This is a genomic window from Billgrantia kenyensis, assembly GCF_013697085.1.
In the GTDB taxonomy this organism is placed as follows: domain Bacteria; phylum Pseudomonadota; class Gammaproteobacteria; order Pseudomonadales; family Halomonadaceae; genus Halomonas; species Halomonas kenyensis.
Window position 1 is genome coordinate 1 of the sequence record NZ_JACEFT010000034.1, and the last position, 24,439, is coordinate 24,439.

Below are 24,439 nucleotides of genomic sequence, written 5' to 3' on the forward strand. Positions count from 1 at the left end.
GCTGCTGCCCTGGCGCTGGAGAGACACGCTACCGGTCTAACTCAGGCCGCAACAGGTGGGGTTCGTGGAGCGCTTACCGACCGAGCTCATGATCGATCTGGCTCGACGGCTGCATGAGGCGCGCCTGCGCATCGAGATTCTCAACATAGCCAGCGCCCAGGAGCGCCTGCTCGCCTATCTGCAGGCTCACGCCAGCGGAGAGAACGCGGCATTTACGCTGCCGAGTAGCTGGAAGGCCCTAGCGGGTGAAATCGGGCTGACGCATGAATCGGTCTATCGCGCGCTGGCACAGCTTGAGCGCGAAGGCAGGCTCGAGCGCAAGGGCCGGCAGGTCTGGCTAGCGCCACCGTAGAGCTACATGGCTGAGCCCTACCCACCTTAGCGTTTTTCATCACGCCGCAACGGTACGGCTCCCCCCGCACCATTTCGCAAAATAAAAGCGGAAGACTAAAACATCGTGTATGCGTAGTTACTGTTTGGAATGTATCTAATCAAAGTTGATTCCTCGAAATAGTCCAGGCCAGCGGCTTCGAACCTGTTCATGACCATATCCCTAAGTTCAGATTTTGATTTTTTCCGATGAATACCCAGTACCCAAAAGGACCTGACATCAAGCGATGATGATTTAATTTTTGCAATCTTCTCTATATCTCTCATCATATTAGAGAAGCAAACCGCAGCTTCCGGGTGCTGCTTTACCTCTAACGCCGCGTAGGCGTCCTGCCTCCACCCCTTTTTCCTTATTATGAAATCGGGTCGACAGAAATTTTTTTCCTTTTCTCTCCTCCTATCAAACTCAACCGGCCTTTCCCGCCACCATTCAGGGAAGGATTCGTGTTGACTAAGATAGTAGGAAAACTCAATCTGGAACCACACCTCCCATCCGGTAATTTCACATTCCTCAATAATACGAAGCGCCTTACCAATTTTTCTCTGCTTAAAAAAGCCCTCCAGCAGGTCTGCAATATAATGAAAGTCTCTCTTCACTTTCCCTCCGGATTCCTTGGCAGCCTGCAACTGGTTGAACTTTAAGAATGCAAAATGTAACACACAGTAACAATAAGAACAATTCTAAAGGTCATGGATCAATATGAGGTGTTAGCATCGCGACAGGAAGGTAACACTCACCACAAATTTCACTTCAGCCGTTCAAGACGCCCCTTGCGTTTGACGATGTTTCGGTAATCCCACTGGATATCCCGGGCTTTGCCGAGCCAGCGCTGGAGATCCTCTAGGCAGACTTGAGAGATAACGGTATAACGCACTTCGGCCGCCATGAAGCTCCCCTCTTTCTGCAGGCCTGACTCATCAAAGGATTGGCCGCTCCAGAACAGGAGACGCACGCAGTGCTTAAGTTTCTTGTAGCCGACGATCGGGTTGCCATCCAGGAACCACACGGGATGGCCGTGCCATATCCTGTTTTCGGCCTCGGATAGATGGCTGTCGATGGTCTCGGCCAGGAGATCGCATATCGCTTTATCGCCAGGCGCCTGCTGCTGGTTGTAGGCGAAAATGTCAGGATGCATCGTTCTCCTCCCTCTGCCTGAGCTTGATGCGTGCCTTGATCCGGCTGAGGGCAACCGGCGTGACCCGCACGTAGCCTGCTATGTCCCGGTCCGTCACTCGCTCGGCGATCAGCGGGTGCTCTTCGATGAAACGCCGGTAGCGCTGCTCCGCGGAGAGTGTCAACAGGTCGCGCTCGCGCGCTTCCTTGCGAAAACCGTAGAGCTCGAAGCCTTTGCGGAGGGCACGCTGCCATTGTGGGTGCTTGTCGCCTAGCTGATCCAGCAGGGGGTATGGCAGCGATTCGACCGAAGTCGAACAGGCGGCAACGGCGCTGAAGCTGGTGACACCACCGGGCGATAGTCCGGCAAGACTGGCAAAGAACCTGCCTTCGGCAGCGAATGCCTTGACCCAGGCATCGCCGTCGTAGGTTTCGTAGACCATCTTGATGACGCCGCTTTTCACGAAATAGACGACCGGATGGGCAACGCCCACCAGGAAAAGGCACTCACCGGGTGCCAGTGTCTTACGCCGTAGCGCAGATTCGACCAAGTGCCAGTCCGGTAGCGAATCGCCCGCCAGCCGCTCGAGAATTGTCTTTGCCGCGCTCACTGCCCTTCACCGCTCATTAACCCAGGTTAACGCTGACCGTATATCACCGAGGGATGCTGCCACCAATACCCCCTCAGGAGACTCATCATGCGTTGGCTCATCCTTCCTCCCAGTGCACTGATTTTCACCGCTGTCATTATGGTCCTGCTGGATCAATACGTTCCTCTCGTACGCCTGTGGGAGTCGCCTTACCGCTGGGGCGGCATTGCCGTGCTGCTCGTTGGACTCGGCATCGCCCAGTGGCATGCACAGCTGTTCCGCCAGTTGGAAACCAACATCGACACCTTCGGCGAACCCGGTTCGCTGACCCGCCAAGGCCTGTTCGCGGTAACGCGCAACCCCATGTATCTCGGCTTCGTCATTGCTCTGACAGGGCTTGCCATCTCCCTTGGCTCTATTGCCGCTTTCCTGGCAGCGCTCTGCTTCGCCTTGCTGGTCAACTTCTGGTACATCCCGGTCGAGGAGCGCAACATGCAACACAAGTTTGGCCAGGCATACCTCGATTACAAGGCGGAGGTGCGCCGCTGGCTCTAGGCTTGCCGACCTCAACGGAGCCGAGCGGGGGGGGGCTGGTAGCCCTTGTGCTCGGGATCTTACTCGTAACGGCTCCAGAGCCTGAGTACCTTCACGATTCGCTCGTCTTCGAGCACTTGGTAAACCAAGCGATGCTGGATATTGATCCGCCGTGAGTAGGCACCCGCCAGATCACCGACGAGTTTTTCAAAGGGTGGCGGTTTGCGGTAGGGATCTTGCAAAATCAGTTCCAACAGTTCCTGAGCCTTGGGCTTCAAGCCGCTTGCGGCCAGTTTTTTTGCATCCTTCTGAGCCTGCTTGGTGTAGACCAATCTCCATGTCACCAGTCCAGCTCCCCATCACACTTATCGACGGGTGTCTCCATTCCCTCGCGGATGGACTCCCGCATGCCGGGAACCGAGAGCAGGTACAGCGTTTCCTGTATGGCAGCCCAATCTTCTTCTGAAACCAACACGGCCTTGTTCCGTTTGCCCATAATGACAATCGGCAGGTGAGATTCGGCAGTTTCATCTATCAACCGGTACAGGTTGCTGCGCGCTTCCGTAGCGGTAATTCCGGTCATGACGCACCTCTGCATTCACTACTACACTCTTCAGCAAGAGTACGCCTTCCGGTACGTACGTCAATACGTACGGCCCTGTAGAGATCAGTTCGCTCTTGCTGCGCTTCTCCTGAGGACCATGTGAGTCACCTTTTCGGTCGTCACCCGCTCCACGCAGCGATAGCCGAGCGCGCGCATGTCGAGACCGGCAAACAAGTGCTCACCGGCGCCGAGCAGGACCGGGGTGACGGCAAGGTGAAGCTCATCGACGAGCTGCGCCTGCAGGTACTGTTGGACCGTGGCAACGCCACCGCCGAGACGAACCTCCTTGCCCTTGGCAGCCTCTCTGGCCCGCTCCAGGGCGGCATGAATGCCTTCGGTGACGAAATGGAACGTCGTGCCGCCAGCCATCTCGATGGGATCGCGGGCATGATGGGTCAACACGAAGACCGGCATGTGAAACGGCGGGGTGTCGCCCCACCACCCCCTCCAGCTCTCATCGGGCCAGGGGCCACGCACGGGACCAAACATGTTGCGGCCGATGATCCAGGCACCGACGTTGTCGAAGCCGCGGGCGACGATATCGTCGTCGATGCCGGTTTCTCCGCCCGACTGGCCCAGCACTTTTCGCTGGAAGGTCGCGGTCGCGAACTGCCAGTCCTGGCTCTCCAGGCCGTTGACGCCCATTGGGTTTTCCAGGCTCTGCTCGGGGCCGGCGGCATAGCCGTCCAGCGAGATACTGAAGCAGGAAACGCGTAGCTGGCTCATCGTGCCCCTCCTCTAACGCGTGCGATAGTCACCCGTAGTCGAGCGACACTGGCAAGATTCGACATCGCGCTTCCAGTTCGTCACCGCTCAAGCCAGCAAGATGTTCTCGTCTATCGGTATGAACTCATTGGCAGCTTGGATCAGCGAATTTGCAGTCAGCTGAGGAACACCATAAACCTCGACCCTTTTGCCATGCACCTCGCGTATCTTGGTCGCCAGAAGGTCGAAGTCACCGTCACCCGATACTATAACGATGACATCCGCCTGCTCGGCGTACTCGATGGCATCCAGGGTAATGCCGACATCCCAATCGCCTTTGGCGGAGCCGTCCGCTCTTTGGATGTATGGCTTCAGCTTCACCTCGAAGCCGATGGCGCGCAGGATATTCTGAAACTCCCGCTGCTTCCGGTCGCCCCGGTCTATGGCGTAGGCAATGGCCTTGATGACGTCTCTTCCCTCAGTGGCTTGCGCCCAGAACTTGTTGTAATCGAAGTTGCGCTTATACGCTTGGCGCACCGTGTAGTAGACGTTCTGGACGTCGACGAATATCGCCACTTTCACCATGTCGTTGTTCTCATTGATTCCCCCGTGAATGATGAAAATGCAAACGCCCCGACAATATCGGCCCAGGGCGCCATGTATCGAGGTCGGACCGGCTTATACCGCCAGGCAGCCCGGCCGATTGGGACTCGTGGCTTTCTAGCACGATATTTAGCAGAAAGCCTAGCTATTGAGCCGTGTATCCACCGTCGGTCCTGTTTTGGTAGCGCCGGTGACAGGCAGGATACTGCCGGCCTGGGCCAGACCAAAGCGGGGCATGCCACGGTAAACCGACTCGTACTCTCCAGCCCGCACCCGGTATGTCTCGTGCCATATCCCCACGTCGCCACCGCTATTGCCCACCGACTCATTGAATGCCTTCCAGGCGGGGAGATGCGCATGGTCCTTGCTTCGCGCATAGGCCTCCAGGTGCTCGAAAGACTTCCAGTACTGAACCGTGAACCTGAAACTGGCGATATGGCCCAGCATCCCAAGCTCAGGGTTGGCTTGCAGCTCCTTGAGCATTCTGGGCATGGCGGTAAAAACGGGCCACCACTTATGCACCTTCCACGGCTTGTTGATTTTCATGCCGATGATGAATACGACGAAATCCCCTTCTATGCTCGCCTGCATTCGCTCGCGGTAAATTCTTGGCATCTTGTTTTTCTCCATGGCAGCCGGGGCATGGATGAGTTTGCCCAACAGTAGACAACCGCAACGCAGCCGGCAACGTCGGTTCAAGTGGAGAGGAATGAAGGGCAGACAGCATAGCGCCCCGAGCCAGTGCTGGCCCGGGGCGCTCGTTTACTATGGAGCTGTATCGTGCTCGGCTTACAGCGCCAGGCCCGCTCGCCTGGCGCGGTGGGCATGCAGCTTCTTGTAGCTCTCGATCAGGCGCTGGTGCTTTTCCAGTCCTTCGAGCTGCATGTTCGTCGGCGTCAGGCCGTGGAAACGCACCTCGCCGGTGACCGAGCCCACTACCGCGGCCATGGTTTCCTCGCCGAACATGCGCGTGAGGTTGTAGAGGAAGTCGTCTAGCTCCAGCTCGTCGTCGAGCACGATCTCCAGCACCGCGGCCATGGCCTGATAGAAGAGTCCGCGCTCCACGGTGTTGTCGTTGTACTGCTGGAACATCTCGACCCGCTCCAGGGCCTCTTCATGCTGCCCAAGCGCGAGGTTGATCAGCAGCTTCAACTCGAGGATGGTGAGCTGGCCCCAGACAGTGTTCTCGTCGAACTCGATGCCGATCAGGGTGACGATGTCCATGTGCTCGTCGAGCTGGCTCTCGTCCAGGCGTGACAGCAGGTCGGCAAGCTTCTCGTCGCTCAGCTCATGCAAGTGGAGGATGTCCTCGCGGTAGTCCAGGGCCATGTTGGTGTTGTCCCAGATCAGGTCGTCCACCGGATACACCTCGGAGTAGCCCGGCACCAGGATGCGGCATACCGGCGCGCCCAGATCCTCGTGTACGGCCATGTAGGCCTCCAGGCCCATCTCTTCCAGGATCCCGAACAGGGTGGCCGCTTCCTCCTCGTTGCTGCTGGAACCGCTGGCGGAAAAGTCCCAGTCGGCAAACTCGATATCGCTCCTGGCACTGAAGAAGCGCCAGGAGACCAGCCCCGAGGAGTCGATGAAGTGCTCGACGAAGTTGTTCGGCTCGGTCACGGCCTGGGAGTTGAAGGTCGGCGGCAGGAAGTCGTTCAAGCCCTCGAAGCTGCGGCCCTGCAGCAGCTCGGTGAGGCTGCGCTCCAGCGCCACCTCGAAGCTGGGGTGAGCGCCGAAGGAGGCGAAGACGCCGCCGGTGCGCGGGTTCATCAGGGTCACGCACATGACCGGGAACTGGCCGCCCAGCGAGGCGTCCTTGACCAGCACAGGGAAGCCCTGGGCCTCCAGCGCCTGGATACCTTCGACAATCGCCGGATAGCGCTCGAGTACCTCCACGGGTACATCCGGCAGCGCCAGCTCCTGCTCGAGGATTTCACGCTTCACCGCCCGCTCGAAGATCTCCGAGAGGCACTGCACCTGAGCCTCGTGCAGCGTGTTGCCAGCGCTCATGCCGTTGCTGAGGTAGAGGTTCTCGATCAGGTTGGAGGGGAAGAAGATCGTCTCGCCATCCGAGCGACGCTCGAAGGGCAAGGCGACGATGCCACGCTCCCGCTTGCCGGAGTTGGTGTCGATCAGGTGCGAGCCGCGCAGTTCGCCCTCCGGGTCGTAGATCTCGCGGGTGTACGCGTCGAGGATGCCCTCAGGAAGCGCGTCGCCGGGCCCGGGCTTGAACCACTCCTCGTTGGGGTAGTGGACGAAGGCGCTATTGGCGATCTCTTCGCCGAAGAACTGGTCGTTGTAGAAGAAGTTGCAGCTCAGGCGCTCGATGAACTCGCCCAGCGCCGAACACAGCGCGCTCTCCTTGGTGGCGCCCTTGCCGTTGGTGAAGCACATGTTGGATGCGGCATCGCGTATGTGCAGCGACCAGACGTGGGGGACGATATTGCGCCAGGAGGCAATCTCGATCTTCATGCCCAGATCGGCGAGCATGCCGGACATGTTGGCGATGGTCTGCTCCAGCGGCAGGTCCTTGCCCTCGATCCAGGTGTAGGCGTCCTCGTCGGGCTGCACCATCAACAGGGCCTGGGCGTCCTCATCGAGGTTTTCGACCACCTCGATCTGGAACTCCGGCCCGGTCTGCACCACCTTTTTCACCGTGCAGCGGTCGATGGAGCGCAGGATGCCCTCGCGGTCCTTCTCGGAGATGTCCTCCGGCAGCTCGACCTGGATCTTGAAGATCTGCTTGTAGCGGTTTTCCGGGTCGACGATGTTGTTCTGCGACAGCCGGATGTTCTCGGTCGGAATGTTGCGCGCGTTGCAGTACACCTTCACGAAGTAGGCCGCGCACATGGCCGAAGATGCCAGGAAGTAGTCGAAGGGGCCAGGCGCCGAGCCATCGCCCTTGTAGCGAATCGGCTGGTCGGAGATGACCGTGAAGTCGTCGAACTTGGCCTCCAGACGGAGGTTGTCGAGATAATTGACCTTGATTTCCATGGAGCACCGGACGAGTTGGCTTGGGCAGTACGAGGTGGGAACCCGGCATTATCCAGCTTTTCGCGCCGGGCGTCATGTCGGGGTTACAAAAAGGCACCTATAACAGGATCCGGGGTCACAGGAAGACCGGCTTCCGCTATCGCCTTGCAGCGGTCAATCTGATTACAACGATGAGGAACGGTCATGCCGCGCTTTCTCCTTCTCACCATGATCGTCGTCATCAGCACCGTTGCCGTGATGTTTGCGTTTCTCTTTTACGTCAACGATGTACACGCCCGTGAACCGGCAGTTAACGTAACCACAAATGCCACGTTACCAGGAGAGAGCATGACCCTGCTGATCGACTTTGAGGCCCCCGGTGAGCCGGACCGCTGGCGAGCCATCAATGACGGCGTGATGGGTGGGGTATCCCGGGGCGGCCTGCGGACAGAGGCCGGCGTCGGCATCTTCAGCGGTGAAACCTCGCTTGAAAACAACGGAGGGTTCGCCTCGGTCCGCCGTGATCCCCAGGCCTTCGACCTGAGTGACGCAGCCGCACTAACCCTCTACGTTCACGGCGATGGCCGCCGCTACCAGCTGCGCCTGTATACCGACCAGTTGCCGGCAGGGGCAGCCTACCGAGCACAATTCCAGCCTGTCGCCGGCGAGTGGCAGCGCATCGAGCTGCGCTGGAATGAGTTCGAGGCGGTCTTTCGCGGCCGCCAGCTCGAGGATGCCCCTCCCCTGGCGCTCGATCAGATCCGGCAGGTCGGCCTGATGATCGCCGATCGCCGAGAAGGCGCCTTCCGGCTGGACGTCTCCCGCATCGAAACGCTGGGCCAAGCAAGGTGAAGCCTGGGCGACTCTCGCTCAGCGATGTTCCAGCGGCCGCCGGGCCACGAAAAACTCATAGGCGTAGTAGTCCGAATAGCGGCGGTGCATGGCAGGCTCCTCGGCGATCCGGTCGAGGGTGGCCGTGGCTTCGGCATCCTCGACATACCGCGGCCGCAGCGCCTCGATGCGTGCCTCCATGGGCGTGTAGAAATCGTCCCACCAGGCTTCATCCGGCAGCGTGAAGTGGCCGACCACGTCGAAGCCGGCCGCGGAAATCGCCGACAGGTCGTCTTCACGCCGCCCCATACCCGGGTAGTCGAGATCGAAACTCGCCTTGACCTGAGCCGGCGGGTTTTCCCTGCACCACACGGCATCGGTGAAGGCGAGGTATCCCCCAGGCCTGAGCAGGTCATGACAGGCTGACAGCGCCGTTTGCAATCCCACGCTGTACAGCGCCCCTTCGGACCAGATGAGATCGAAGCCGGTTGGCAGGCTCTCCGGCTCAGCCATGTCGCCGACGATGGCACTTGCCCGATGCGCAAGCCCACGCGCGGCGAACTCCGCCTGTAGCCGCGCGATTCCCGGGGCATGGGTGTCCACCGCCGTAATACTGGCCGTGGGCAGGAGTTCGGCAAGCTGCAGCGTCTGCCCGCCTGCGCCACACCCCAGGTCGAGCACCCTGGCTGCCGCCGGGAGCTCCTGGCACATGGCCAGGGCTTTCGCTGCGCACTCCCGATTGCCCGGCCCCTGCCGCGGCAGAGCGTCGAAGACCTCGAAGAAGATTTCCCAGAAGCGCGGGCTCGGTTGGCTCATTCTTTACTCTCCGCCTGGCGATGTCTCACCATCAACACATGAATGCCGTTCGGCACGTCATCGAACTCCCTGTCGCGCTGGAACCCGGCCTTGGCGAACGCCCGCTGCGAGGCCAGATTGTCAGGCGCGGCACAACCAATGAGGAAAGGCACCGACACGTCGGCAAGGGCTTGCTCGGCGACCATCCGAATGGCGCTCGACCCGATCCCCCTGCCCACGGCGCCCCGCTCGCCGATCATGATGTCGATGTCGATTACGCTGGCCGGGATGTCGGCAAGCCCCGCCACATCCAGCTCCTCACGAGTCGGGTGCTGCCACAGGACCAGGCCCACCTTGCGCCCATCGGCTTCGATGATGGCTCTCCAGTACCCGCTGGGCAAGGCTAGGCACAGCGATTCGAGGTTCTCCTCGGGATCGCCCCATCTTTCGCGGACGTGCGGGGCGCTAAGCCACTGTTCAACCAGAGGCAAGTCACCCTCACTGAACGGAACAAGACGGACTGTCATGATGGTTCCCTTCTGTCAGTCGCTACTCTTGGTCGTGGCGGGAAACCTCGTAGCGCAGCTCGACCATGCCGGCCCCCATCTGGCGTAACGACTCGAGACGCAAGACCGGGCTCAGTACGCGACGTGGAAACAGCGGCTTCCCCTTGCCCAGGGTAACGGAGCCAATCTGAACAATGAGTTCATCGAGCAAACCGGCATCGTGAAACTGCCCCGCCAGATCGCCACCACCGACGACCCAGAGGTTTTTTCCGCCCGCGGCTGCACGCATCTCTTCATGGATAGGCCCCACCTCCCCCTGCACGAAGCGGACATCCGCTCCTTCGGGAATCGCCAGGTCGCGATGGGTGAATACCCAGGTCGGCTGGGTGTAGGGCCATGGCGAGCCGGTTTCGGCCGCCACGGTATCGGCATTGCGCAGGATCCACTCGTAGGTGGAAGCCCCCATGGCCAGCGCGCCTACTTCGGCGATGAACGCCGGATAGCTGGAGTCGCCCAGGTCGCCCAGAGTGAACAGCCACTCCAGGGAATCCTCCTCCGTGGCAATGAAGCCATCGAGACTGGCTGCGGTGTAGTACTGAGTTTTCATGATTGTCCATCCGCAAGAAATGCTTCATGGAAGGTAACGCTACCCTGCGGAACATGATCGCCGAAGGGCAAAGCGAAGAAATACTCCGGTGGCACTCCCTCGTAGATGAGCCAAAAAATGCGCAGTATTGGCGTTGTGTTGCCGAAGCTCATGCTGTGAATCTCCTGTTTGGGCCGGGAGTAGCCCGCTAGGTTGTACGATATACCGTGACTTTCTTCACACAACCACCTTTACAGCCAACTCAGCACCATCAGAATGAACACCACCGGATAGCCCACGATGGCGGGGGTCATGGTCAGCACCATGCCCAGCGCGCGCCCTTCCACGCCTTGCCGATAGCCACGCAGAAACAGCACTCGGCCGACAACGAAGAACGCCACGCTGACGGGTATGAGCGAGAGCCACGCCCCTGCCACCAGGCTGGCGTAGGCAATATAGAACCCGACCGCCAATACCGCCTGCTCCAGGGTGTTCTGCAGAAACGCCACATAGATGGCGAGCTTCTCGCTCGGCGGCCCGGCAGCCGAGCCGCCGATGTCTTCAGGCGAAAACCGGCGGGTGGTAGAAACCAGGCCGACGGCCACCAGCACGCAGAACGCCACCACGGCGCCGGCTCGGGCGGCAAAGGCCAGGCGCTCCCCAAGCTCGACGGGAAAAGCGATGAACGCAGGCAAGAGCCAGTAGGCTGCGCCCACCGCTATGCCGAAAAGCACGAAGCCGAGCGTTCCCGAAGCACGGATCTTGCGCTCGGCACCTTGCATGTCGATCTGGTCTGGGGGTGTCTTGTAGCCCTGACTCATGCCCATTTCCTCCTGGATAAAGCATCCACCTTGGCTTGTGCAGGCTCTAACCTCCATGCTGGTGCAAGCAGCCTACAAAGGAAAAGGAAGCAAAAATGCCTTCAGAGGATGACTCGAACGTGCCGGCTCCCTCGGACCGTCACTTGCGCCTGGTGTACGACGGCGAGTGCCCGATGTGCCGGCGTTACGTGCGCTGGCAGCGCATTCGCCATGACGTCGGTGAACTCGAGCTGATCGATGCCAGGCAAGACAGTGAGGCGCGCCGCGAACTCACCGCCATGGGCTTCGACCTGGATGAAGGCTTTGCCCTGCAGATCGGCGAGCAGTGGTATCACGGCAGCCAAGCCCTGCACCGCCTCACCCTGCTCGGGACCCGCAGCGGCCTGTTCAATCGCCTGATGTATCGGCTGTTTGCCAGCCCCGAGCGCACGGCAAGGCTCTATCCCCTGTTCAGAGCGTGCCGCACCGGCCTGCTGCAGGTGCTGGGAAAAGGCCCCATCGACAACCTGGGGCGTAAGTGAGCCTCGCTGGCCGAGACGCTCAAGGCATTTCCAGCCCACGCCGCTGATGCCACTCGGCGATGCTCTCCTCGGGGTAGCCGGCGAAGCACTGGTTGCCACCTACATTCAACGCCCCACTTGAGATTAAATTAAATTAAATTCTCATCAGGAGAATCGTATACAAAAAAGCACCTAAAGCAAATGTAAAGAATTCGTCCAGCGTCTCATCACGCAGCTCTTCCTTTAATGTTATGACAATCATTGCACCAGCCAAGAGCGCTAGCAGAGACGCGAGAAACTCGGGACGAAGCTCTCTTACCAGAGAGGCAAGCCATCCCAACGACAGTGCAGCTGCAAAATACCAACGTACCTGTATCACTTTGTGTTCGGAATGATGCCGACCCAGCATATATCCCACAAACAAAAAATGAAAACTCATCGCAAGAACATAAAGAAAGAGCGAGCGCCCGCCACCCACACCCCACTGAAAGGAAAGAACATAACCAACAAGAAAATTATAGAAAAAATAAACAACGACTATAATTCTGAAGTGATTTATCATCGAATTCGGCTGTCCTTCCAACGATAGCTTTTTCGTCATTTGATCAATTCCCAAAAAACCGATCATACCCACCATGGCCAGCAGAAATGCATGATGCTGCCACCTTGCCGCGCTCAATATCTCCGACTGCGTTAGTATTAAATCACTGTAGGCAAGCTTGGGAAGAATTTGGAGAAATACATATGCAACGGACGTTCCACCAGCTAATGATGCCAACAACCGAGCTGATCGCCCCTTATAACCCAAGAGACGATAGCCGAAAAGGTGGACAGCCACTATCACAGCCACACCAAAAAAAGTATAAAAAATCACCTTATATCACCTGCCAAAAATTGAAAAAACAACAGCCACCACAAAAGCACTGCAAGCGCCTGACCTTCCCTCTGGTTTAGGTCCGTCATCAATGTGAGCAACCGCTTCCTTCAGGCACATTGCTGGGCAAGATCACTTCGGGCGTCACCACTTTCCCGAGACGATCTCCTTGAGCGCGGCATTGTCGAGGGCGCTTTCCGCCAGCAGCTTCTTGAGTCGGGCATTCTCGCTTTCCAGCTCGCGCAGGCGCTTGGCTTCCGAGACCTCCATGCCGCTGTACTTGGCCTTCCAGTGGTAGATAGTCTGCTCGGTACAATACAAGGAGAGCTCTACCAAAAGCCACCGGTTCAATGAGTTCTGCACAGGCTTTCTGATGCTAAGTGCCTGCGCTCAAATTATCTCGCATCACGCACCAACGAAATCATACAGCCACAATGAACTGATGCGTGTTTTCCTTTGCTCGGGCACTTACCTGTAGGGTTCCGGATGTTCTGCCCCCTCGACCGGCGAGGCCGCTCAGGTTGATGGCGTAGCCGCCACCGCCGGCGGTCTTGCGGCATATGGAGCAATAGCAGCGCTGATAAGGGTAAGGATGCGGCGACTCGACGCTGAAACGAACCGCACCGCAATGGCAGGAACCTTTGAGCAGCATGTCCTCTCCTCCTCGGGCTTATCCCGTCTCCTCTCTCTCAGCTCACTGGGCTGGGCCGCGGCTCCTATCGCAGCAAGTCGCAGCAGGCAAAGCACCTGATCAAGCGGCCCTGGCCAAGCCACGCGGACAAGCTACGCTCCTGTATAGCCCTTCCACCACCATGGACCCGAATATCCACCAACGGCAAGAACGGAGAGCCTCATGAGCCAGCGCATACTGATGGTATTGACCTCACACGACCGCCTGGGCGATACCGGCGAACCCACCGGCTTCTGGCTGGAGGAACTGGCGGCACCCTACTACGTCTGCCTGGATGCCGGCGCCGAAGTGGTACTGGCCTCGCCCAAGGGCGGCAAGCCACCGCTGGACCCGAAGAGCGACGCCGAGGAGAGCCAGACCGACGCAACCCGTCGCTTCCAGCAGGACGACAAGGCCCAGCAGGCGCTGGCCAATACCCGCAAGCTGAGCGAAGTCAGCGCCGACGAGTTCGATGCCATCTTCTATCCCGGCGGCCACGGCCCGCTTTGGGACCTGGTCGACGATGCGGATTCGATCCGCCTGATCGAGACCTTCTGGGCGCAGCACAAGCCGGTAGCTGCCGTATGCCATGCCCCCATCGTGCTAATCCATGCCCGCGATCCCGCAGGCGAGCCGATCATTCGAGGCCGCGAGGTCACCGGCTTTACCAATGAAGAGGAGGAGGCCGTTGGCCTGACCGAGGTCGTGCCGCACCTGGTGGAGAATGCACTGAAGGAAGGCGGCGCCCACTACTCCAAGGCGGATGTGTTCACTTCCTACACCCGCCAGGATGGGCTACTGATCACCGGGCAGAACCCGCCCTCCTCCGAGCCGACTGCCAACCTGCTCTTGGCTGCACTGGGTAAGTAAGACCTCAATTTCGTTCAATACCGCGGCCCCTCTTCGCGGCACGCTTGGCTCATTGACACCCAGGAGGATGACGATGAGCCTTGCCATGATTCTGCCGATGTCGGCGTTTGCCCTTGCGGCTTCGATCTCGCCCGGGCCGGTAAACCTGGTATGCCTGAGCAGCGGTACGCGCTATCCGCTTTCCCAGGGGTTGGTATTCGTCACCGGCGCCACGCTGGGGTTCGTCGCCCTGTTCATTGCTGTGGGGCTGGGTCTCTATTCTGTGCTGACGATGGCGCCGGGCCTCGAGGTAGCGCTGCGCTGGGCCGGGGTGGCATTTCTGCTCTACCTGAGCTGGCGGCTGTTCCACGATGACGGGCATTTGCCCGAGGGCGAAACCCAGCAGGCGCCGGGGTTCATGACGGGGGCTGTCATGCAGTGGCTCAACCCCAAGGCGTGGCTGGCTTCGGCTTCCGGCATCGGCGCCTACACCAGCGGCGGTGAACTGAACCAGGTATTGCTGTTCGCCTCGCTCTACCTGCCGATCTGCTGGCTGTCGCTGGGGAGCTGGGTCTATGCCGGCGCCTTTCTGCGCCGCAGCGTGCAGCGGCCGGCCGTGCTGGTCGCCATCAACCGCACGCTGGCGCTGATTCTTGCCGGAAGCTGTGTGGCCCTGCTGGTCGAATGATGGGCATGCCGGCCCTTTGGCAAGGGCCAAAACAAAACAACCCAGCAAACAAGGATAGTGTAGCCACACCATCTTCATTTGCTGGGTAGTTCCCTGCGTACTTGCGTTTTCTTCTAAGCTGTCTAAGCAGCTTTATTTACACAAAATAACCAATAATAACCGTGCGGTCAATTAGACAAACGTACCAGGAAACTGACACCAGGTGCGCAGAGAGCTATTCCACTCAGCCAGTGGGCTGACGGTACTGGTTGGGAGTGGCGGCCACAAGGCGCTTGAAAGTGCGCTGAAAGTGCGGCTGATCGGAGAATCCTGCGTTCAGCGCCGCCTCGGCAATCGGTTTGCCGGCCTTCAGCTCGCGCTGCCCCAACTGGACACGACGATTGACCTGGTAGGCGTGCGGGGTAAAGCCGAAATGCTGCCTGAAGGCACGGATGAGATGGCCGGGGCTGTAGCCACTGCGTCGGCAAAGGTCCTCCAGCGATATCTCCTCGGCGGCGTGGGCATCCAGCCAGGCCGCCAGTTCCTGTAACAAGGCGGGAGCCTTGGCAACGGGCTGCACCGACTGGCCGGCTAGCGCGTGCATCAACGCGGAGAGGTACTCTACCACTGCGGTCTGCTTGTCGAGCAGTTCTCGCTTCGAGTCAAGCAGACAGGCAGCCAGCTGGCAATACCCTTCGTACCATTTCCGCTCGCGAATTACGGCCGTGGCGATGTCCTGCCAGTACGGCGCTGCCAGCAGCCCGGCCTGGTAGCGAAGCTCGCTCAGCCAACGGGCATCCACGTAGAGCATCAGGTAGCCCCAGGGGCGCTCATCGATGGCACTACAGGCATGCATCCAGTTGGGGTTCATCATTACCAGCGTGCCGGCTGCGACGTGGTAGCGGGCATCGCGGTAGCGGAACGTGCTCTCCCCCTCGGTAATCGCCCCCAGCGACCATTGGGTATGACTGTGCGGCGCGTAGCAGACCTTGCGACCGTCCTCTACCTTGCGCAGCTCCACATGGGGCATGCGGGCATCACGCCAGAACAGGGGCTGGTGCCGAGTCGTCATATGGCATGAGGCTCCGGAAATCACGTCTCGACTGTCAAGCATGGCACCATCCGCCGCGCTTTGCATGTGTGGAGCATGCCCTCTAAGCTGGCGTGTGGCATGCGTGTACCCTTGAGATCAGGAAACTAATTCCCTGACACCCAGTGAGGCTTACGCAATTTCGCTGTCGTGCTACCCGGCAGACACCTTCGTGCTTTCGACTAACGAATAATGAGCCCACAGTATTGGCTAATTAATCTTCAGGTGTATGCTCGAACATGCCTCACTGAATGACTCACCAGTAATACCATCGAGCCTGGCCTTCGTCAGGCTCGGTATTGACATAGAGCGGGACCGTGACCAACGACAAGACCGAGCCCATCCGCAGTCATCGTCCGTTCAGGCAGCCGCATCGTCTCGCCATGGCTACGCTGGCCCCGCGCGCTTTCGCCTTCTTGCATACCTTCGGCCTGACGGTCTGGATCGCCGTGGCGGAGGGCAGCACCTGGACACTGATCCTGCCGGGACTATTCCTGCTGGCATGGCCGGCACTGGCCTATCTACATGCGGCGAGAGCCCGGAACTCCAAGCGCGCCGAGTTCAGGAACCTTCTCTTCGACAGCCTGTTATTCGGTATCTGGTGCGGGGTGCTCGATTTCTATGTTCTGGCGACGATCACCATCGGCCTGGCCTGCCTGATGAACAACATGGTGGTCGGCGGCTTGCGCAGGATGCTGGCCGCCCTGGCCCTGTTCGCTTGTGGCGGCCTCGGCTGGAGCCTGCTGACGGGATTCGAGGTTCGGCCCTACGTGAGCCCAGGACTGGATCTCTATCAAGGCGCCGGGGCGGTGCTCTACTTTCTTGCCATTGCCCAGGTCATGTATGGGCAGAATCGCCAGCTCGGACGAAGCATCATCGAGATCAAGTTCAAGAACAGGGTATTCCAGGCACTGCTCGATCTCGGCGTGGTGGCCAATCGCGCTTCGAACATCGATACGCTGCTGGAGGATTCACTGCAGCACTTGCGTGCCAACTTCCCTGAATACGGCTTTGCCGTCTTTCTACAGGAGCGCCAACGCCCCGATGTGACCCGCTACGCGGCTGCGGTCGGCATGCACCTGTCACAGGAGGACGAGGAAAACCTGCAACACCTGCTTGCCACGCCGCCCATCCAACCGAAGCAGACGCTCAAGCTGCGACGGACCGCCGACAACGCACAGCTGTATGCGACACCCATGGCAAACCGCCTGAGCCTGTACGACGGCTGGCTGGTGGTACACGCCCCCAGGCTAGATGTTTCCCTCGAGCGGATGCTGACTCTGTTCGTGGATCAACTGGCGGCCGCTACCGAGAACAAGCTGCTCAACCTGGAACTCACGAGAACGGCGGAGCGCGACGGACTGACGGGGCTCTACAATCGTGGCTACTTCGAGGACGCACTGCAGTCGAGCATCCAGGGCAAGAGCCACCCGCCAGGCCTGGATTTCGCCGTGCTGATGATGGATGTCGATGGACTCAAGGAGGTCAATGATCAGCACGGCCACATCGCCGGCGACCAGCTCATCTGCGCGGTAGCGGAGCGCCTGGATAAACACTGTCGCTCGAGCGATATCCTGGCGCGCTACGGCGGCGACGAATTCGTCGTGCTGTTTCCTTCGTCCGACCTATCGGCCGCAGAGCGCCTCGCCAACGAGATCAGCAGGCACCTGGAAGGCGAGCAGTGTACCCTCGTGACGGCGCAGGGCCATCAAGTCACGCTGAGACTTCGCTTGAGCCTGGGTAGCGCCAGCTCCACTGAGACCCAGGCCCAGGAGGTGCTGGCCCTTGCCGACGAACGCATGTACGACAACAAGAGCCAGCGACGCCGGGAAAGAGCGGCAGGCTGAACTCGCCCCCCGATGGAGGCAGCCAGCCAGCGCCCCTAGCCTGCCTTGATGTCGAACTCCAGATCGTAGTTGTTGAGCAGCGGAGGCATCGGCTTGCTGCTCAGCAATCGATTCGGTGGGCTGAGCTGGTACTCTCGCCCCTGCAGCAGCCTGGCCAGCATGTGGCTGGTCACCGTCAGCACCACGCGCCTACCGGGACAGATGCCGGTCCCACCGCTGAAGGGCATCATCGGCCAGTCGCCTGCCTCACCCGGCTGCAGCCAGAGGTCGGGATCGAAACGGTGGGCATTATCCAGGTGGCGGTCGTCGCGATGGAAATAGGGAGCCAGCATCAGAATCGAGGTTTCCGCCGGCATGATGCCGTTTTCCCATTCCGTTTCCTGGGTGGTCTGACGCAGCACCATTGGCGTGGTGGGCCAGAGCCGCAGCGACTCGAGCAAGCAGGCACGCAGGTAGTCCAGCTTGGCCGCCGGCTGCTGAAGGTGCTCGGCTATCTCGGCCTGCGCCCGTTCACCATGATCGGGATGAGCGGCCAGTAGCGCCAAGGCCCGGAAAGTGGCCATGCCCGCCGGGTCGAAGGCGAACAGGTACTGCGGGACCTGATGCTCCGGCTGGGTGATTTCGCTGGTGGGCAATCGTGCGATTTCCCCGGCCAGGCTGCCCTCTTCTCCTCGCTTCAGGTAAGTGCAGACGCGCTCGTGAAAATCCTCCTTCACGCGGTCATGGCCCGGATGGAAGAAAGCCCAGTTGGCGGCGGAGCGCAGTTTTTCCAGCATCTCGGTCAGGGCATGATCGTCGCGGGCGCTATCCCCCAGCACCACGCGGCGCACCACCCTGTTCCAGGTGGTCTCGAACCGGTCCCAGTCGAGCTTGCCGCCCTCCTGTTCCACCTGGGTGAGCAATTCACTGGCCTCTTGTTCGACGACCTCAGCGAAACGTGCCCCCAGGCCGTGCACCGGGCAGTCGCTCTGCAACACCTCTTCATTGAAGCGCCGGCGCTCTGCCCGCTCGGGGCCGTGGGAAACCAGCGCCATGTCGGGCTCGAAGTGCTCGAGCGCCTTGCGCTTGGCCCACTCGGCGGTAGCGAACGGTTCAGGCGTCTCATCGAGCACACGGTTGGCGTGATCGGGGTCGAGAATCAGCGCCATCCGCTTGCTGTCAGGCGTGTTCAGTATCAGCGGCCCCGGGCCGTACTTCTCGTTGAGTTTCTGCAGGCGCTGGATGGCGCGCTGGTCCAGTCCCAATTTCTCCGCCAGGCCCACCATTTTCGGTCGCCGAACGATGACTCCCTTGGCAATATTGGGTGCGAAGACATCCCCCACCACGGCCAGCGTTTCACCGACGGTGGCCATAGGCAATGTGTCCTGAGCAGAATCCCTGTGCATGTCGCCCTCCTTGTCGATAACTCCACATGTGACCAGCAGTCTAGACACGCAACGGCAGGCAAGTGCTTGTTAGTACAAAAAATTACAGCTGTGAAACGATGTCAGGCACGGATGGCTACGGCCCCACCGCAGGGCATGGCCGCAGCTCCCCCGAGCCCCCAGACTTCCGGCCTTCCCGCAGGCGCGAGGTCGTCGACAGGAGGCACGACTCCGCTGGGCCGGGGTCAGAACTCGCTCCAGTCATCCTCCGCCGTAGCCTGTTTACGGGAAGCCACCGGCTTGGGATCGGTCAGCTTCACCAGCTGATGGCTTTCGGGCGGCTTTCCCCCGTGGGCTTCAGGACGTGTCTTGGACGCCGACTCGCGACTCGCCGCGTTCGACGCCGATTCGTCGACACGGAAGGTGGCGATCAAGGCAGAAAGGCGGCTGGCCTGGTCCTCCAGCGAGGAAGCGGCAGCACTGGTCTGCTGTACCAGAGAGGCGTTCTGCTGGGTGACCGAGTCCATCTCGGTCAGCGCCGCATTGATCTGCTCGATGCCGCTGTTCTGCTCCCGCGTCGCGGTGGAAATCTCGGCCATGAGGGCGCTGACCTGGCGGATCGAATCGACGGTTTGCTCAATCGTTGCACCGCTGCGCTCGGCCTGCTCGGCACCGCTGCTGATACGCGTGGTGGTTTCCTCGATCAGGCTGCGAATCTCCTTGGCCGATTCCGCGCTGCGGCTGGCCAGGGAGCGTACCTCGCTTGCCACCACGGCGAAGCCACGGCCCTGCTCGCCGGCCCTTGCCGCTTCTACAGAGGCATTGAGTGCGAGAATGTTGGTCTGGAAGGCGATGGAGTCGATGACGCCGATGATGTCGTTGATGCGCTTGGCGCTATCGGCGATTTCACGCATGAGCTGTACGGTATGCTCGACCTCCTGGCCGCCACTCTCGGCCGTCTGCGAAGCGGAGGCGGAGAGCCGGTCGGCCTCGACCGCGGTTTCGGTATTCTTGCTTACGGTGGACGCCATCTCCTCCATGCTGGAGGCGGTCTGCTGCAAAGCCGAAGCCTGCTCTTCGGTACGCGAGGAAAGGTCCTGGCTGCCTGAAGCAATCTCTCCTGCCCCGGTGAAGACGTTTTCGCTGCTCTCCCGCAGCGACACGACCAGCACCTTGAGCTTTTCCTGCATGCCCCCCAAGGCACGGAAGAGCTGGCCGATCTCGTTGCGACCATGGTCCTCGATACGTACCGTAAGGTCGCCGCCGGCGATGCGCTCGAAGTGAGCAATGGCCTCCCGCAGGGGGGTGACCACCACTCGCATCATGGCAAAGCGGATCAGCCAGGCAGCGACCAGGGCCACGACCAGCAGGCCGATGGCAACGGCTCCGACACGATTGCCTAGAGTTTCCACTTCAGCGATCGCGGCATCGCCCCGCTGCTCGCTGTACTCGATGAAGGCCTCCATTGCGATATCCAGTTCAGCCCCCAGCTCTGCCAACTCATCCTGCCGGCGCTGGACCAGAAAAGGCGCCGCATCCAGCAGCGGCACCAGCCCTTCGATGACGTAGGCATCGTAGGCATCGGATATGGCTGCGACGAGAGGAGCTCGCGTATCGTCAGGATCGATGGGCACGTCGCGGAATTCATCGAATCGCTCCTGAGCCGCCGCAATGGCAGCCACGGCCATTTGCTGGTTCTCACCGCCCCGCTCGGGATTGCCCTGGGCGCTATGAGCGGCGTAGCGATCGAGGAACGTCTGTGCCCTGAGCACATTGACCTGAGCTCGATTGGCAAGGGTGGAGAGCTTGACGTTGGTTTCCGCCAGCTCATGCAAGGCACTTTCGCTGGCGGCATTCGAATAGAAGCCCAGGCCGCTGATCAGACCGATCATCAGCACCAGTGCTGCCAGGGCCCCCGACAAGCTCCATTTGATGGACAAGTTCTTCATCGTGCCACTCCTGCAATTCGCCATGAGGGGTATGTGTCATACCTCTATCATCGGCAAGTGAGCAGCAGAGTTTAGCCGCCAACCTCATCGCCATGTCCTCAGCCTGCTGCCGATAGTCCGGCAAGTGCCTGGCCAAGGTCATCGAGCAAGTCGCCCGGTGTCTCGAGGCCGACGGAGAGCCGTACCAGCTCGTCCGAAATACCGTGTTCGGCACGCTCCTCGGGCGTCAGCACCGAGTGAGTCATGCTGGCCGGATGCTGGATCAGGCTTTCGGCGTCGCCCAGCGACACCGCTCGCCGGATCAGCCCGAGACCGTTCATCAGCTTGCGCCCGGCATCCAGGCCGCCGGTGAGTTCGAACGCGATAACGCCGCTGAAGTCGCGCATCTGTCGACGGGCCAGGTCGTGTTGGGGGAAGCTCTCGAGGCCGGGATAGTGGACGCAGCGGACCTGAGGCTGCCGTTCGAGCCAGCGGGCCACCTCCAACGCCGAGGCCGACTGGCGCTGCATGCGCAGCTCCAGCGTCTTCAGGCCGCGCATGACCAGAAACGCGGTGAAAGGTGACATCACTGCGCCGGTGAAATCCTTGAGGCCGGTGAGCCGCACCTGCTGCACCGCCTCCTCGCGCCCCACCAGGATGCCGGCCACCAGATCGCCATGGCCGCCCAGGTATTTGGTGGCGGAGTGAACGACGAAGTCTGCGCCGAGCTCTACGGGTCGCGTGATGGCCGGCGTCGCGTAGGTGTTGTCCACCACCACCTGCGCCGCGTGGCGGTGGGCGACATGACTGATCGCCTCGATATCCACCAGGCGCATGGTCGGGTTGGCCGGCGTTTCGAAGTAGACGACCTTGGTGCTGGCGCTGATCGCCGCCTCGAGCGCAGCCGGGTCGGAGAGGTCCACGTGACGCACGCGAATGCCGAACTCGGTGAGTCCATGATGGAAGAACGCGTGGGTGCAGCCGTAGAGATGGCTATCGGCGATCAGCTCGTCGCCGGGGCGCAGCAAGCTCCACATCAGCGCCGTGATGGCGCCCATGCCGGAAGCGGTGGCCAGGCCGGCTTCGGCGCCCTCCAGGCTGGCCATGCGCTGCTCAAGCAGCGCCACGGTCGGGTTGGAAACACGCGAATAGAAGTGCCCGGGCGCTTCACCGGCGAAGCGCGCAGCCCCCTCCTCGACGCTGCCGAAGGCGAAGGTGGAGGTGACATGGAGCGGCGGGGTGAGCGCTCCCTGCTCGTCCAGCGGGTCGTAGCCGGCGTGAATGGCACGGGTGGCAAATCCCGGATAGCGCTGCCCCTGATCCTGCTGCATGACGCGACTCCTGCACGGTGACTTGTTGTGCATTCATCGTATGCCTTGAAGCGGAGTATTTTCTTTCTTTTATTGCTCCAATTAGCCTAAGTTAAGCAATATTATTTCAAAGAGCACACGACATGGACAAGACCGACCGCAGGATAGTGCATGAGCTGCAACTGGATGGCCGGCTGAGCAACCAGGATCTGGCCCAGCGCGTAAACCTCTCGCCTTCCCCCTGCCTGAGGCGGGTACGGCGGCTTGAGGAGGCGGGGGTGATCCGCGGCTATACGGCCCTGGTGGATCAGAAGGCCTATGGCTATCCGCTCACCGTATTCACCCGCATCTCGCTGGCTCGCCACGACAAGGAGACGGTGACCCGTTTCGAGCGCAGGATTAGGGAGATCGACGAGATCCTCGACTGCTTCGTCCTTACCGGACAAAGCGATTATCAGCTGCGGGTGGTGGCGACGAGCCTCGAAGACTATGAGCGCTTCATGCGCGAAACCCTGCATACCATTCCCGGCATCGGCTCCATCGACACCAGCTTCGCTTTCGGTGTGGTCAAGCAAGCGCCAGCGCTGCCGCGCAAGTGAAGATCATGGCCAGTCTGCAAGACATCTCCCCTCGCGGCCCGCGCTCGGCTAAGATGGGAGGTTTTGCGTTCCGGTGAACTCACATGCAAGCCTCTCTCGAGCAGCGCGCACTCAAGGTATCCATCGTCTTCACCCTGGTGGTCTCGGCCCTGGGTGTCGGTTTCGGCCTGATGGCCGGTTCCCAGTCGATCCTCTTCGACGGGGTGTTTTCCACCATCGACGCCGCCATGTCGGCGCTCGCCCTGCTGGTCGCCCGTCTCGCCGTCCGTGAAGCCAGCCAGCGCTTCCAGCACGGCTACTGGCATCTGGAGCCGCTGGTGGCCGCACTCAACGGCAGCATCCTCATGCTGCTCTGCTTCTACGCCTTCCTCAATGCCGTGCAGGGGCTGATGGAGGGCGGCCAGCCGCTGGCCTTCGACGTGGCCATCGCCTACGCGGTCGTCGTCGCGTCGATCTGCTATGCCATGGTGTTCTATCAGCGGCGCATCAATCGCCGTGCCGACTCGGAGTTCGTGCGTATCGATATGCAGGGCTGGCTGATGGCTGCACTCATCACCACCTCCCTGCTGGTCGCTTTCGGCATCGGCCTGCTGATGCAGGGCACCGAGTGGGAGCCGCTGACACGCTATATCGACTCGCTGCTGCTGGTATTGCTGACGGCATGCTTCATGCCTGTGCCGGTAGGAATCGTCAGGCGCGCCCTACGCGAAATCCTGCTGATCGCTCCCAACAACATCGACCGCGAAGTTCATTCCGCCATGCAGCCGGTGATGCAGCGCGAGGGGCTGATCGAGTACTTCAGCCACGTCGCCAAGGCGGGACGTGGCCACTATATCGAGATCCACATCGTCACCACGCCCGAGTTCGCCGCCGGGCGAGGCATCGCCGTGCTCGACGAGATCCGCGAGGAAATTGCCGCGAAGCTCAGCCCTCCACCGGAACGGCGCTGGTTCACGGTGGCCTTCACTGCCGACCCGCGCTGGGCGTAGCCGACCGAGGAGCTATGCTGGGGGAAGAGTCGAACACCGAGCCGAGCGCGAGCCATGCTGACCGAGGAAACCATGGGAGAACTCAAGGAAGAGGGTGAAAGAGAGCCGACGGAACCGCACAACCTGATCGAACTGCTGGATACCGTCGAGGCGATCGAGACGCCATCCGGCAAGCTGCGCTTCGACGACGTCCTGGAAGCCACCGGGCGCCGCTCCTTCGGCCCGCTACTGCTGCTCGCCGGCATGGTGACGCTGGCGCCGGTAATCAGCGGCATTCCTGGCGTGCCGTCGCTGATGGGCTTTTTCACTTTTCTGGTCTGCGGGCAGCTGCTGATCGGGCGTCGCACGTTCTGGCTGCCGGCCTGGCTGCGCAATCGCGAGCTTTCCAGCGACAAGGTGCACAAGGGGCTTGGCTGGATGCACAAGCCCTCACGCATGATCGATCGCCTGGTTCGCCACCGCATCTCGTTCATGACCGGCACCCGGGGCATGCAGTTGACCGCCCTGGCCTGCTTCGTGCTGGCCATGGCCATGCCGCCCATGGAGTTGGTGCCCCTGACCGTGAACATCGCCGGTGTCGCACTGACGCTATTCGGCCTGGCCATCATGGCACGCGACGGCCTGCTGTCGATCCTGGGTTTCATCGTCACCGGCACCAGCCTGTTCACCATCTTCTATAACCTGCTGTAGGAGCCCCGCC

At 60.6% G+C, this 24,439-nt stretch carries 29 protein-coding genes and 2 pseudogenes; 10 read left to right on the forward strand and 21 right to left on the reverse strand.

Annotated elements, in window-relative coordinates:
- Positions 1-64: 64 nt before the first annotated feature.
- Positions 65-352 (forward strand): helix-turn-helix domain-containing protein, encoded by a 288-nt coding sequence (locus H1D44_RS18135; protein ID WP_181516627.1) that lies wholly within the window; start codon positions 65-67, stop codon positions 350-352.
- A 95-nt stretch (positions 353-447) separates the two neighbouring features.
- On the opposite strand, the gene H1D44_RS18140 is transcribed toward H1D44_RS18135, so the two are convergent.
- The 3 genes from H1D44_RS18140 to H1D44_RS18150 form a co-directional block, all read right to left on the reverse strand.
- On the reverse strand, positions 448-987 hold the full coding sequence (locus H1D44_RS18140) for a hypothetical protein (RefSeq protein WP_181516629.1): 540 nt from the start codon (positions 985-987) through the stop codon (positions 448-450).
- Positions 988-1,136: 149 nt separating this feature from the next.
- Positions 1,137-1,526, reverse strand: a complete 390-nt coding sequence (locus H1D44_RS18145; protein ID WP_181516631.1) for a DUF1801 domain-containing protein — start codon at positions 1,524-1,526, stop codon at positions 1,137-1,139.
- Positions 1,516-2,115: a Crp/Fnr family transcriptional regulator gene (locus H1D44_RS18150; RefSeq protein WP_181516633.1), complete on the reverse strand. Its 600-nt coding sequence runs from the start codon at positions 2,113-2,115 to the stop codon at positions 1,516-1,518. The genes H1D44_RS18145 and H1D44_RS18150 overlap by 11 nt, the downstream gene beginning before the upstream one ends.
- A gap of 87 nt (positions 2,116-2,202) precedes the next feature.
- On the opposite strand from H1D44_RS18150, the gene H1D44_RS18155 reads away from it, so the two are divergent.
- Positions 2,203-2,649, forward strand: coding sequence for a methyltransferase family protein (locus H1D44_RS18155; RefSeq protein ID WP_181516634.1), 447 nt, complete (start codon positions 2,203-2,205; stop codon positions 2,647-2,649).
- 59 nt (positions 2,650-2,708) lie between these two features.
- On the opposite strand, the gene H1D44_RS18160 is transcribed toward H1D44_RS18155, so the two are convergent.
- From H1D44_RS18160 to H1D44_RS18185, 6 genes are all read right to left on the reverse strand, one after another.
- Positions 2,709-2,972: a Txe/YoeB family addiction module toxin gene (locus H1D44_RS18160; protein WP_181516636.1), complete on the reverse strand. Its 264-nt coding sequence runs from the start codon at positions 2,970-2,972 to the stop codon at positions 2,709-2,711.
- Positions 2,969-3,211: a type II toxin-antitoxin system Phd/YefM family antitoxin gene (locus H1D44_RS18165; protein ID WP_181516638.1), complete on the reverse strand. Its 243-nt coding sequence runs from the start codon at positions 3,209-3,211 to the stop codon at positions 2,969-2,971. The genes H1D44_RS18160 and H1D44_RS18165 overlap by 4 nt, the downstream gene beginning before the upstream one ends.
- Positions 3,212-3,295: 84 nt before the next feature.
- Complete coding sequence (locus H1D44_RS18170) at positions 3,296-3,958, reverse strand: dihydrofolate reductase family protein (protein ID WP_181516640.1); 663 nt, start codon at positions 3,956-3,958, stop codon at positions 3,296-3,298.
- A gap of 87 nt (positions 3,959-4,045) precedes the next feature.
- A complete protein-coding gene (locus H1D44_RS18175) occupies positions 4,046-4,522 on the reverse strand; it encodes a LabA-like NYN domain-containing protein (RefSeq protein WP_181516642.1) in 477 nt (158 codons plus the stop codon).
- 159 nt (positions 4,523-4,681) lie between these two features.
- Positions 4,682-5,200, reverse strand: a complete 519-nt coding sequence (locus tag H1D44_RS18180; RefSeq protein ID WP_220128162.1) for a DUF4188 domain-containing protein — start codon at positions 5,198-5,200, stop codon at positions 4,682-4,684.
- A 129-nt stretch (positions 5,201-5,329) separates the two neighbouring features.
- Positions 5,330-7,534, reverse strand: a complete 2,205-nt coding sequence (locus H1D44_RS18185) for an OsmC domain/YcaO domain-containing protein (RefSeq protein WP_181516644.1) — start codon at positions 7,532-7,534, stop codon at positions 5,330-5,332.
- A gap of 183 nt (positions 7,535-7,717) precedes the next feature.
- Here H1D44_RS18185 and H1D44_RS18190 point away from each other — a divergent pair, with 183 nt between their 5' ends.
- Positions 7,718-8,365 carry a CIA30 family protein gene (locus H1D44_RS18190; protein ID WP_238984432.1) on the forward strand — a complete coding sequence of 216 codons (648 nt, stop codon included), beginning with the start codon at positions 7,718-7,720 and terminating at the stop codon, positions 8,363-8,365.
- Between the two features lie 18 nt (positions 8,366-8,383).
- Here the strand turns inward: H1D44_RS18190 and H1D44_RS18195 are convergent, their stop codons facing one another.
- The 5 genes from H1D44_RS18195 to H1D44_RS18215 all read right to left on the reverse strand — a co-directional run bounded on the left by H1D44_RS18195 (position 8,384) and on the right by H1D44_RS18215 (position 11,052).
- Positions 8,384-9,160: an SAM-dependent methyltransferase gene (locus tag H1D44_RS18195; RefSeq protein ID WP_181516646.1), complete on the reverse strand. Its 777-nt coding sequence runs from the start codon at positions 9,158-9,160 to the stop codon at positions 8,384-8,386.
- On the reverse strand, positions 9,157-9,666 hold the full coding sequence (locus tag H1D44_RS18200) for a GNAT family N-acetyltransferase (RefSeq protein WP_181516648.1): 510 nt from the start codon (positions 9,664-9,666) through the stop codon (positions 9,157-9,159). The genes H1D44_RS18195 and H1D44_RS18200 overlap by 4 nt, the downstream gene beginning before the upstream one ends.
- Before the next feature lie 22 nt (positions 9,667-9,688).
- The gene (locus H1D44_RS18205; protein WP_181516650.1) at positions 9,689-10,252 is read right to left on the reverse strand and encodes a dihydrofolate reductase family protein; all 564 of its coding nucleotides are present in this window, start codon (positions 10,250-10,252) and stop codon (positions 9,689-9,691) included.
- Entirely contained in the window at positions 10,249-10,404 is a 156-nt protein-coding gene (locus H1D44_RS18210) for a hypothetical protein (RefSeq protein WP_238984431.1), read from the reverse strand. Before H1D44_RS18210 ends, H1D44_RS18205 begins: the two co-directional genes overlap by 4 nt.
- 78 nt (positions 10,405-10,482) lie before the next feature.
- A complete protein-coding gene (locus H1D44_RS18215; RefSeq protein WP_181516652.1) occupies positions 10,483-11,052 on the reverse strand; it encodes an MAPEG family protein in 570 nt (189 codons plus the stop codon).
- 95 nt (positions 11,053-11,147) lie between these two features.
- Between H1D44_RS18215 and H1D44_RS18220 the strand changes: the two genes are divergently transcribed.
- A complete protein-coding gene (locus tag H1D44_RS18220) occupies positions 11,148-11,573 on the forward strand; it encodes a DCC1-like thiol-disulfide oxidoreductase family protein (RefSeq protein WP_181516654.1) in 426 nt (141 codons plus the stop codon).
- Between the two features lie 133 nt (positions 11,574-11,706).
- Here the strand turns inward: H1D44_RS18220 and H1D44_RS18225 are convergent, their stop codons facing one another.
- The 3 genes and pseudogenes from H1D44_RS18225 to H1D44_RS18235 form a co-directional block, all read right to left on the reverse strand.
- Positions 11,707-12,426 carry a hypothetical protein gene (locus H1D44_RS18225; RefSeq protein WP_181516656.1) on the reverse strand — a complete coding sequence of 240 codons (720 nt, stop codon included), beginning with the start codon at positions 12,424-12,426 and terminating at the stop codon, positions 11,707-11,709.
- 150 nt (positions 12,427-12,576) lie between these two features.
- Positions 12,577-12,729 (reverse strand): annotated as a pseudogene (locus H1D44_RS18230) (transposase); the annotation flags it as partial.
- Positions 12,730-12,937: 208 nt separating this feature from the next.
- Positions 12,938-13,078, reverse strand: a pseudogene (locus tag H1D44_RS18235) (GFA family protein); the annotation flags it as partial.
- A gap of 201 nt (positions 13,079-13,279) precedes the next feature.
- Here H1D44_RS18235 and H1D44_RS18240 point away from each other — a divergent pair.
- Together H1D44_RS18240 and H1D44_RS18245 are read left to right on the forward strand one after the other, a co-directional pair.
- Positions 13,280-13,966: a type 1 glutamine amidotransferase domain-containing protein gene (locus tag H1D44_RS18240; protein WP_181516658.1), complete on the forward strand. Its 687-nt coding sequence runs from the start codon at positions 13,280-13,282 to the stop codon at positions 13,964-13,966.
- Positions 13,967-14,039: 73 nt separating this feature from the next.
- Entirely contained in the window at positions 14,040-14,633 is a 594-nt protein-coding gene (locus H1D44_RS18245; RefSeq protein WP_181516660.1) for a LysE family translocator, read from the forward strand.
- Positions 14,634-14,856: 223 nt separating this feature from the next.
- Here H1D44_RS18245 and H1D44_RS18250 read toward each other — a convergent pair whose 3' ends face one another.
- Positions 14,857-15,684 (reverse strand): AraC family transcriptional regulator, encoded by an 828-nt coding sequence (locus H1D44_RS18250; RefSeq protein ID WP_181516661.1) that lies wholly within the window; start codon positions 15,682-15,684, stop codon positions 14,857-14,859.
- A 335-nt stretch (positions 15,685-16,019) separates the two neighbouring features.
- On the opposite strand from H1D44_RS18250, the gene H1D44_RS18255 reads away from it, so the two are divergent.
- Complete coding sequence (locus H1D44_RS18255) at positions 16,020-17,549, forward strand: sensor domain-containing diguanylate cyclase (RefSeq protein WP_238984430.1); 1,530 nt, start codon at positions 16,020-16,022, stop codon at positions 17,547-17,549.
- Positions 17,550-17,584: 35 nt separating this feature from the next.
- Here the strand turns inward: H1D44_RS18255 and H1D44_RS18260 are convergent, their stop codons facing one another.
- The 3 genes from H1D44_RS18260 to H1D44_RS18270 all read right to left on the reverse strand — a co-directional run bounded on the left by H1D44_RS18260 (position 17,585) and on the right by H1D44_RS18270 (position 22,172).
- Entirely contained in the window at positions 17,585-18,934 is a 1,350-nt protein-coding gene (locus H1D44_RS18260) for a cytochrome P450 (RefSeq protein WP_181516663.1), read from the reverse strand.
- A 224-nt stretch (positions 18,935-19,158) separates the two neighbouring features.
- A complete protein-coding gene (locus H1D44_RS18265) occupies positions 19,159-20,862 on the reverse strand; it encodes a methyl-accepting chemotaxis protein (protein ID WP_181516665.1) in 1,704 nt (567 codons plus the stop codon).
- 98 nt (positions 20,863-20,960) lie between these two features.
- The gene (locus tag H1D44_RS18270) at positions 20,961-22,172 is read right to left on the reverse strand and encodes a methionine gamma-lyase (RefSeq protein ID WP_181516667.1); all 1,212 of its coding nucleotides are present in this window, start codon (positions 22,170-22,172) and stop codon (positions 20,961-20,963) included.
- A gap of 122 nt (positions 22,173-22,294) precedes the next feature.
- Here H1D44_RS18270 and H1D44_RS18275 point away from each other — a divergent pair, with 122 nt between their 5' ends.
- The 3 genes from H1D44_RS18275 (at position 22,295) to H1D44_RS18285 (ending at position 24,429) form a co-directional block, all read left to right on the forward strand.
- Positions 22,295-22,750, forward strand: coding sequence for an Lrp/AsnC family transcriptional regulator (locus H1D44_RS18275; RefSeq protein ID WP_181516669.1), 456 nt, complete (start codon positions 22,295-22,297; stop codon positions 22,748-22,750).
- Positions 22,751-22,833: 83 nt separating this feature from the next.
- Positions 22,834-23,739 (forward strand): cation diffusion facilitator family transporter, encoded by a 906-nt coding sequence (locus tag H1D44_RS18280; RefSeq protein ID WP_181516670.1) that lies wholly within the window; start codon positions 22,834-22,836, stop codon positions 23,737-23,739.
- Positions 23,740-23,793: 54 nt separating this feature from the next.
- Positions 23,794-24,429 carry an exopolysaccharide biosynthesis protein gene (locus tag H1D44_RS18285; protein ID WP_238984429.1) on the forward strand — a complete coding sequence of 212 codons (636 nt, stop codon included), beginning with the start codon at positions 23,794-23,796 and terminating at the stop codon, positions 24,427-24,429.
- Positions 24,430-24,439 lie beyond the last annotated feature (10 nt).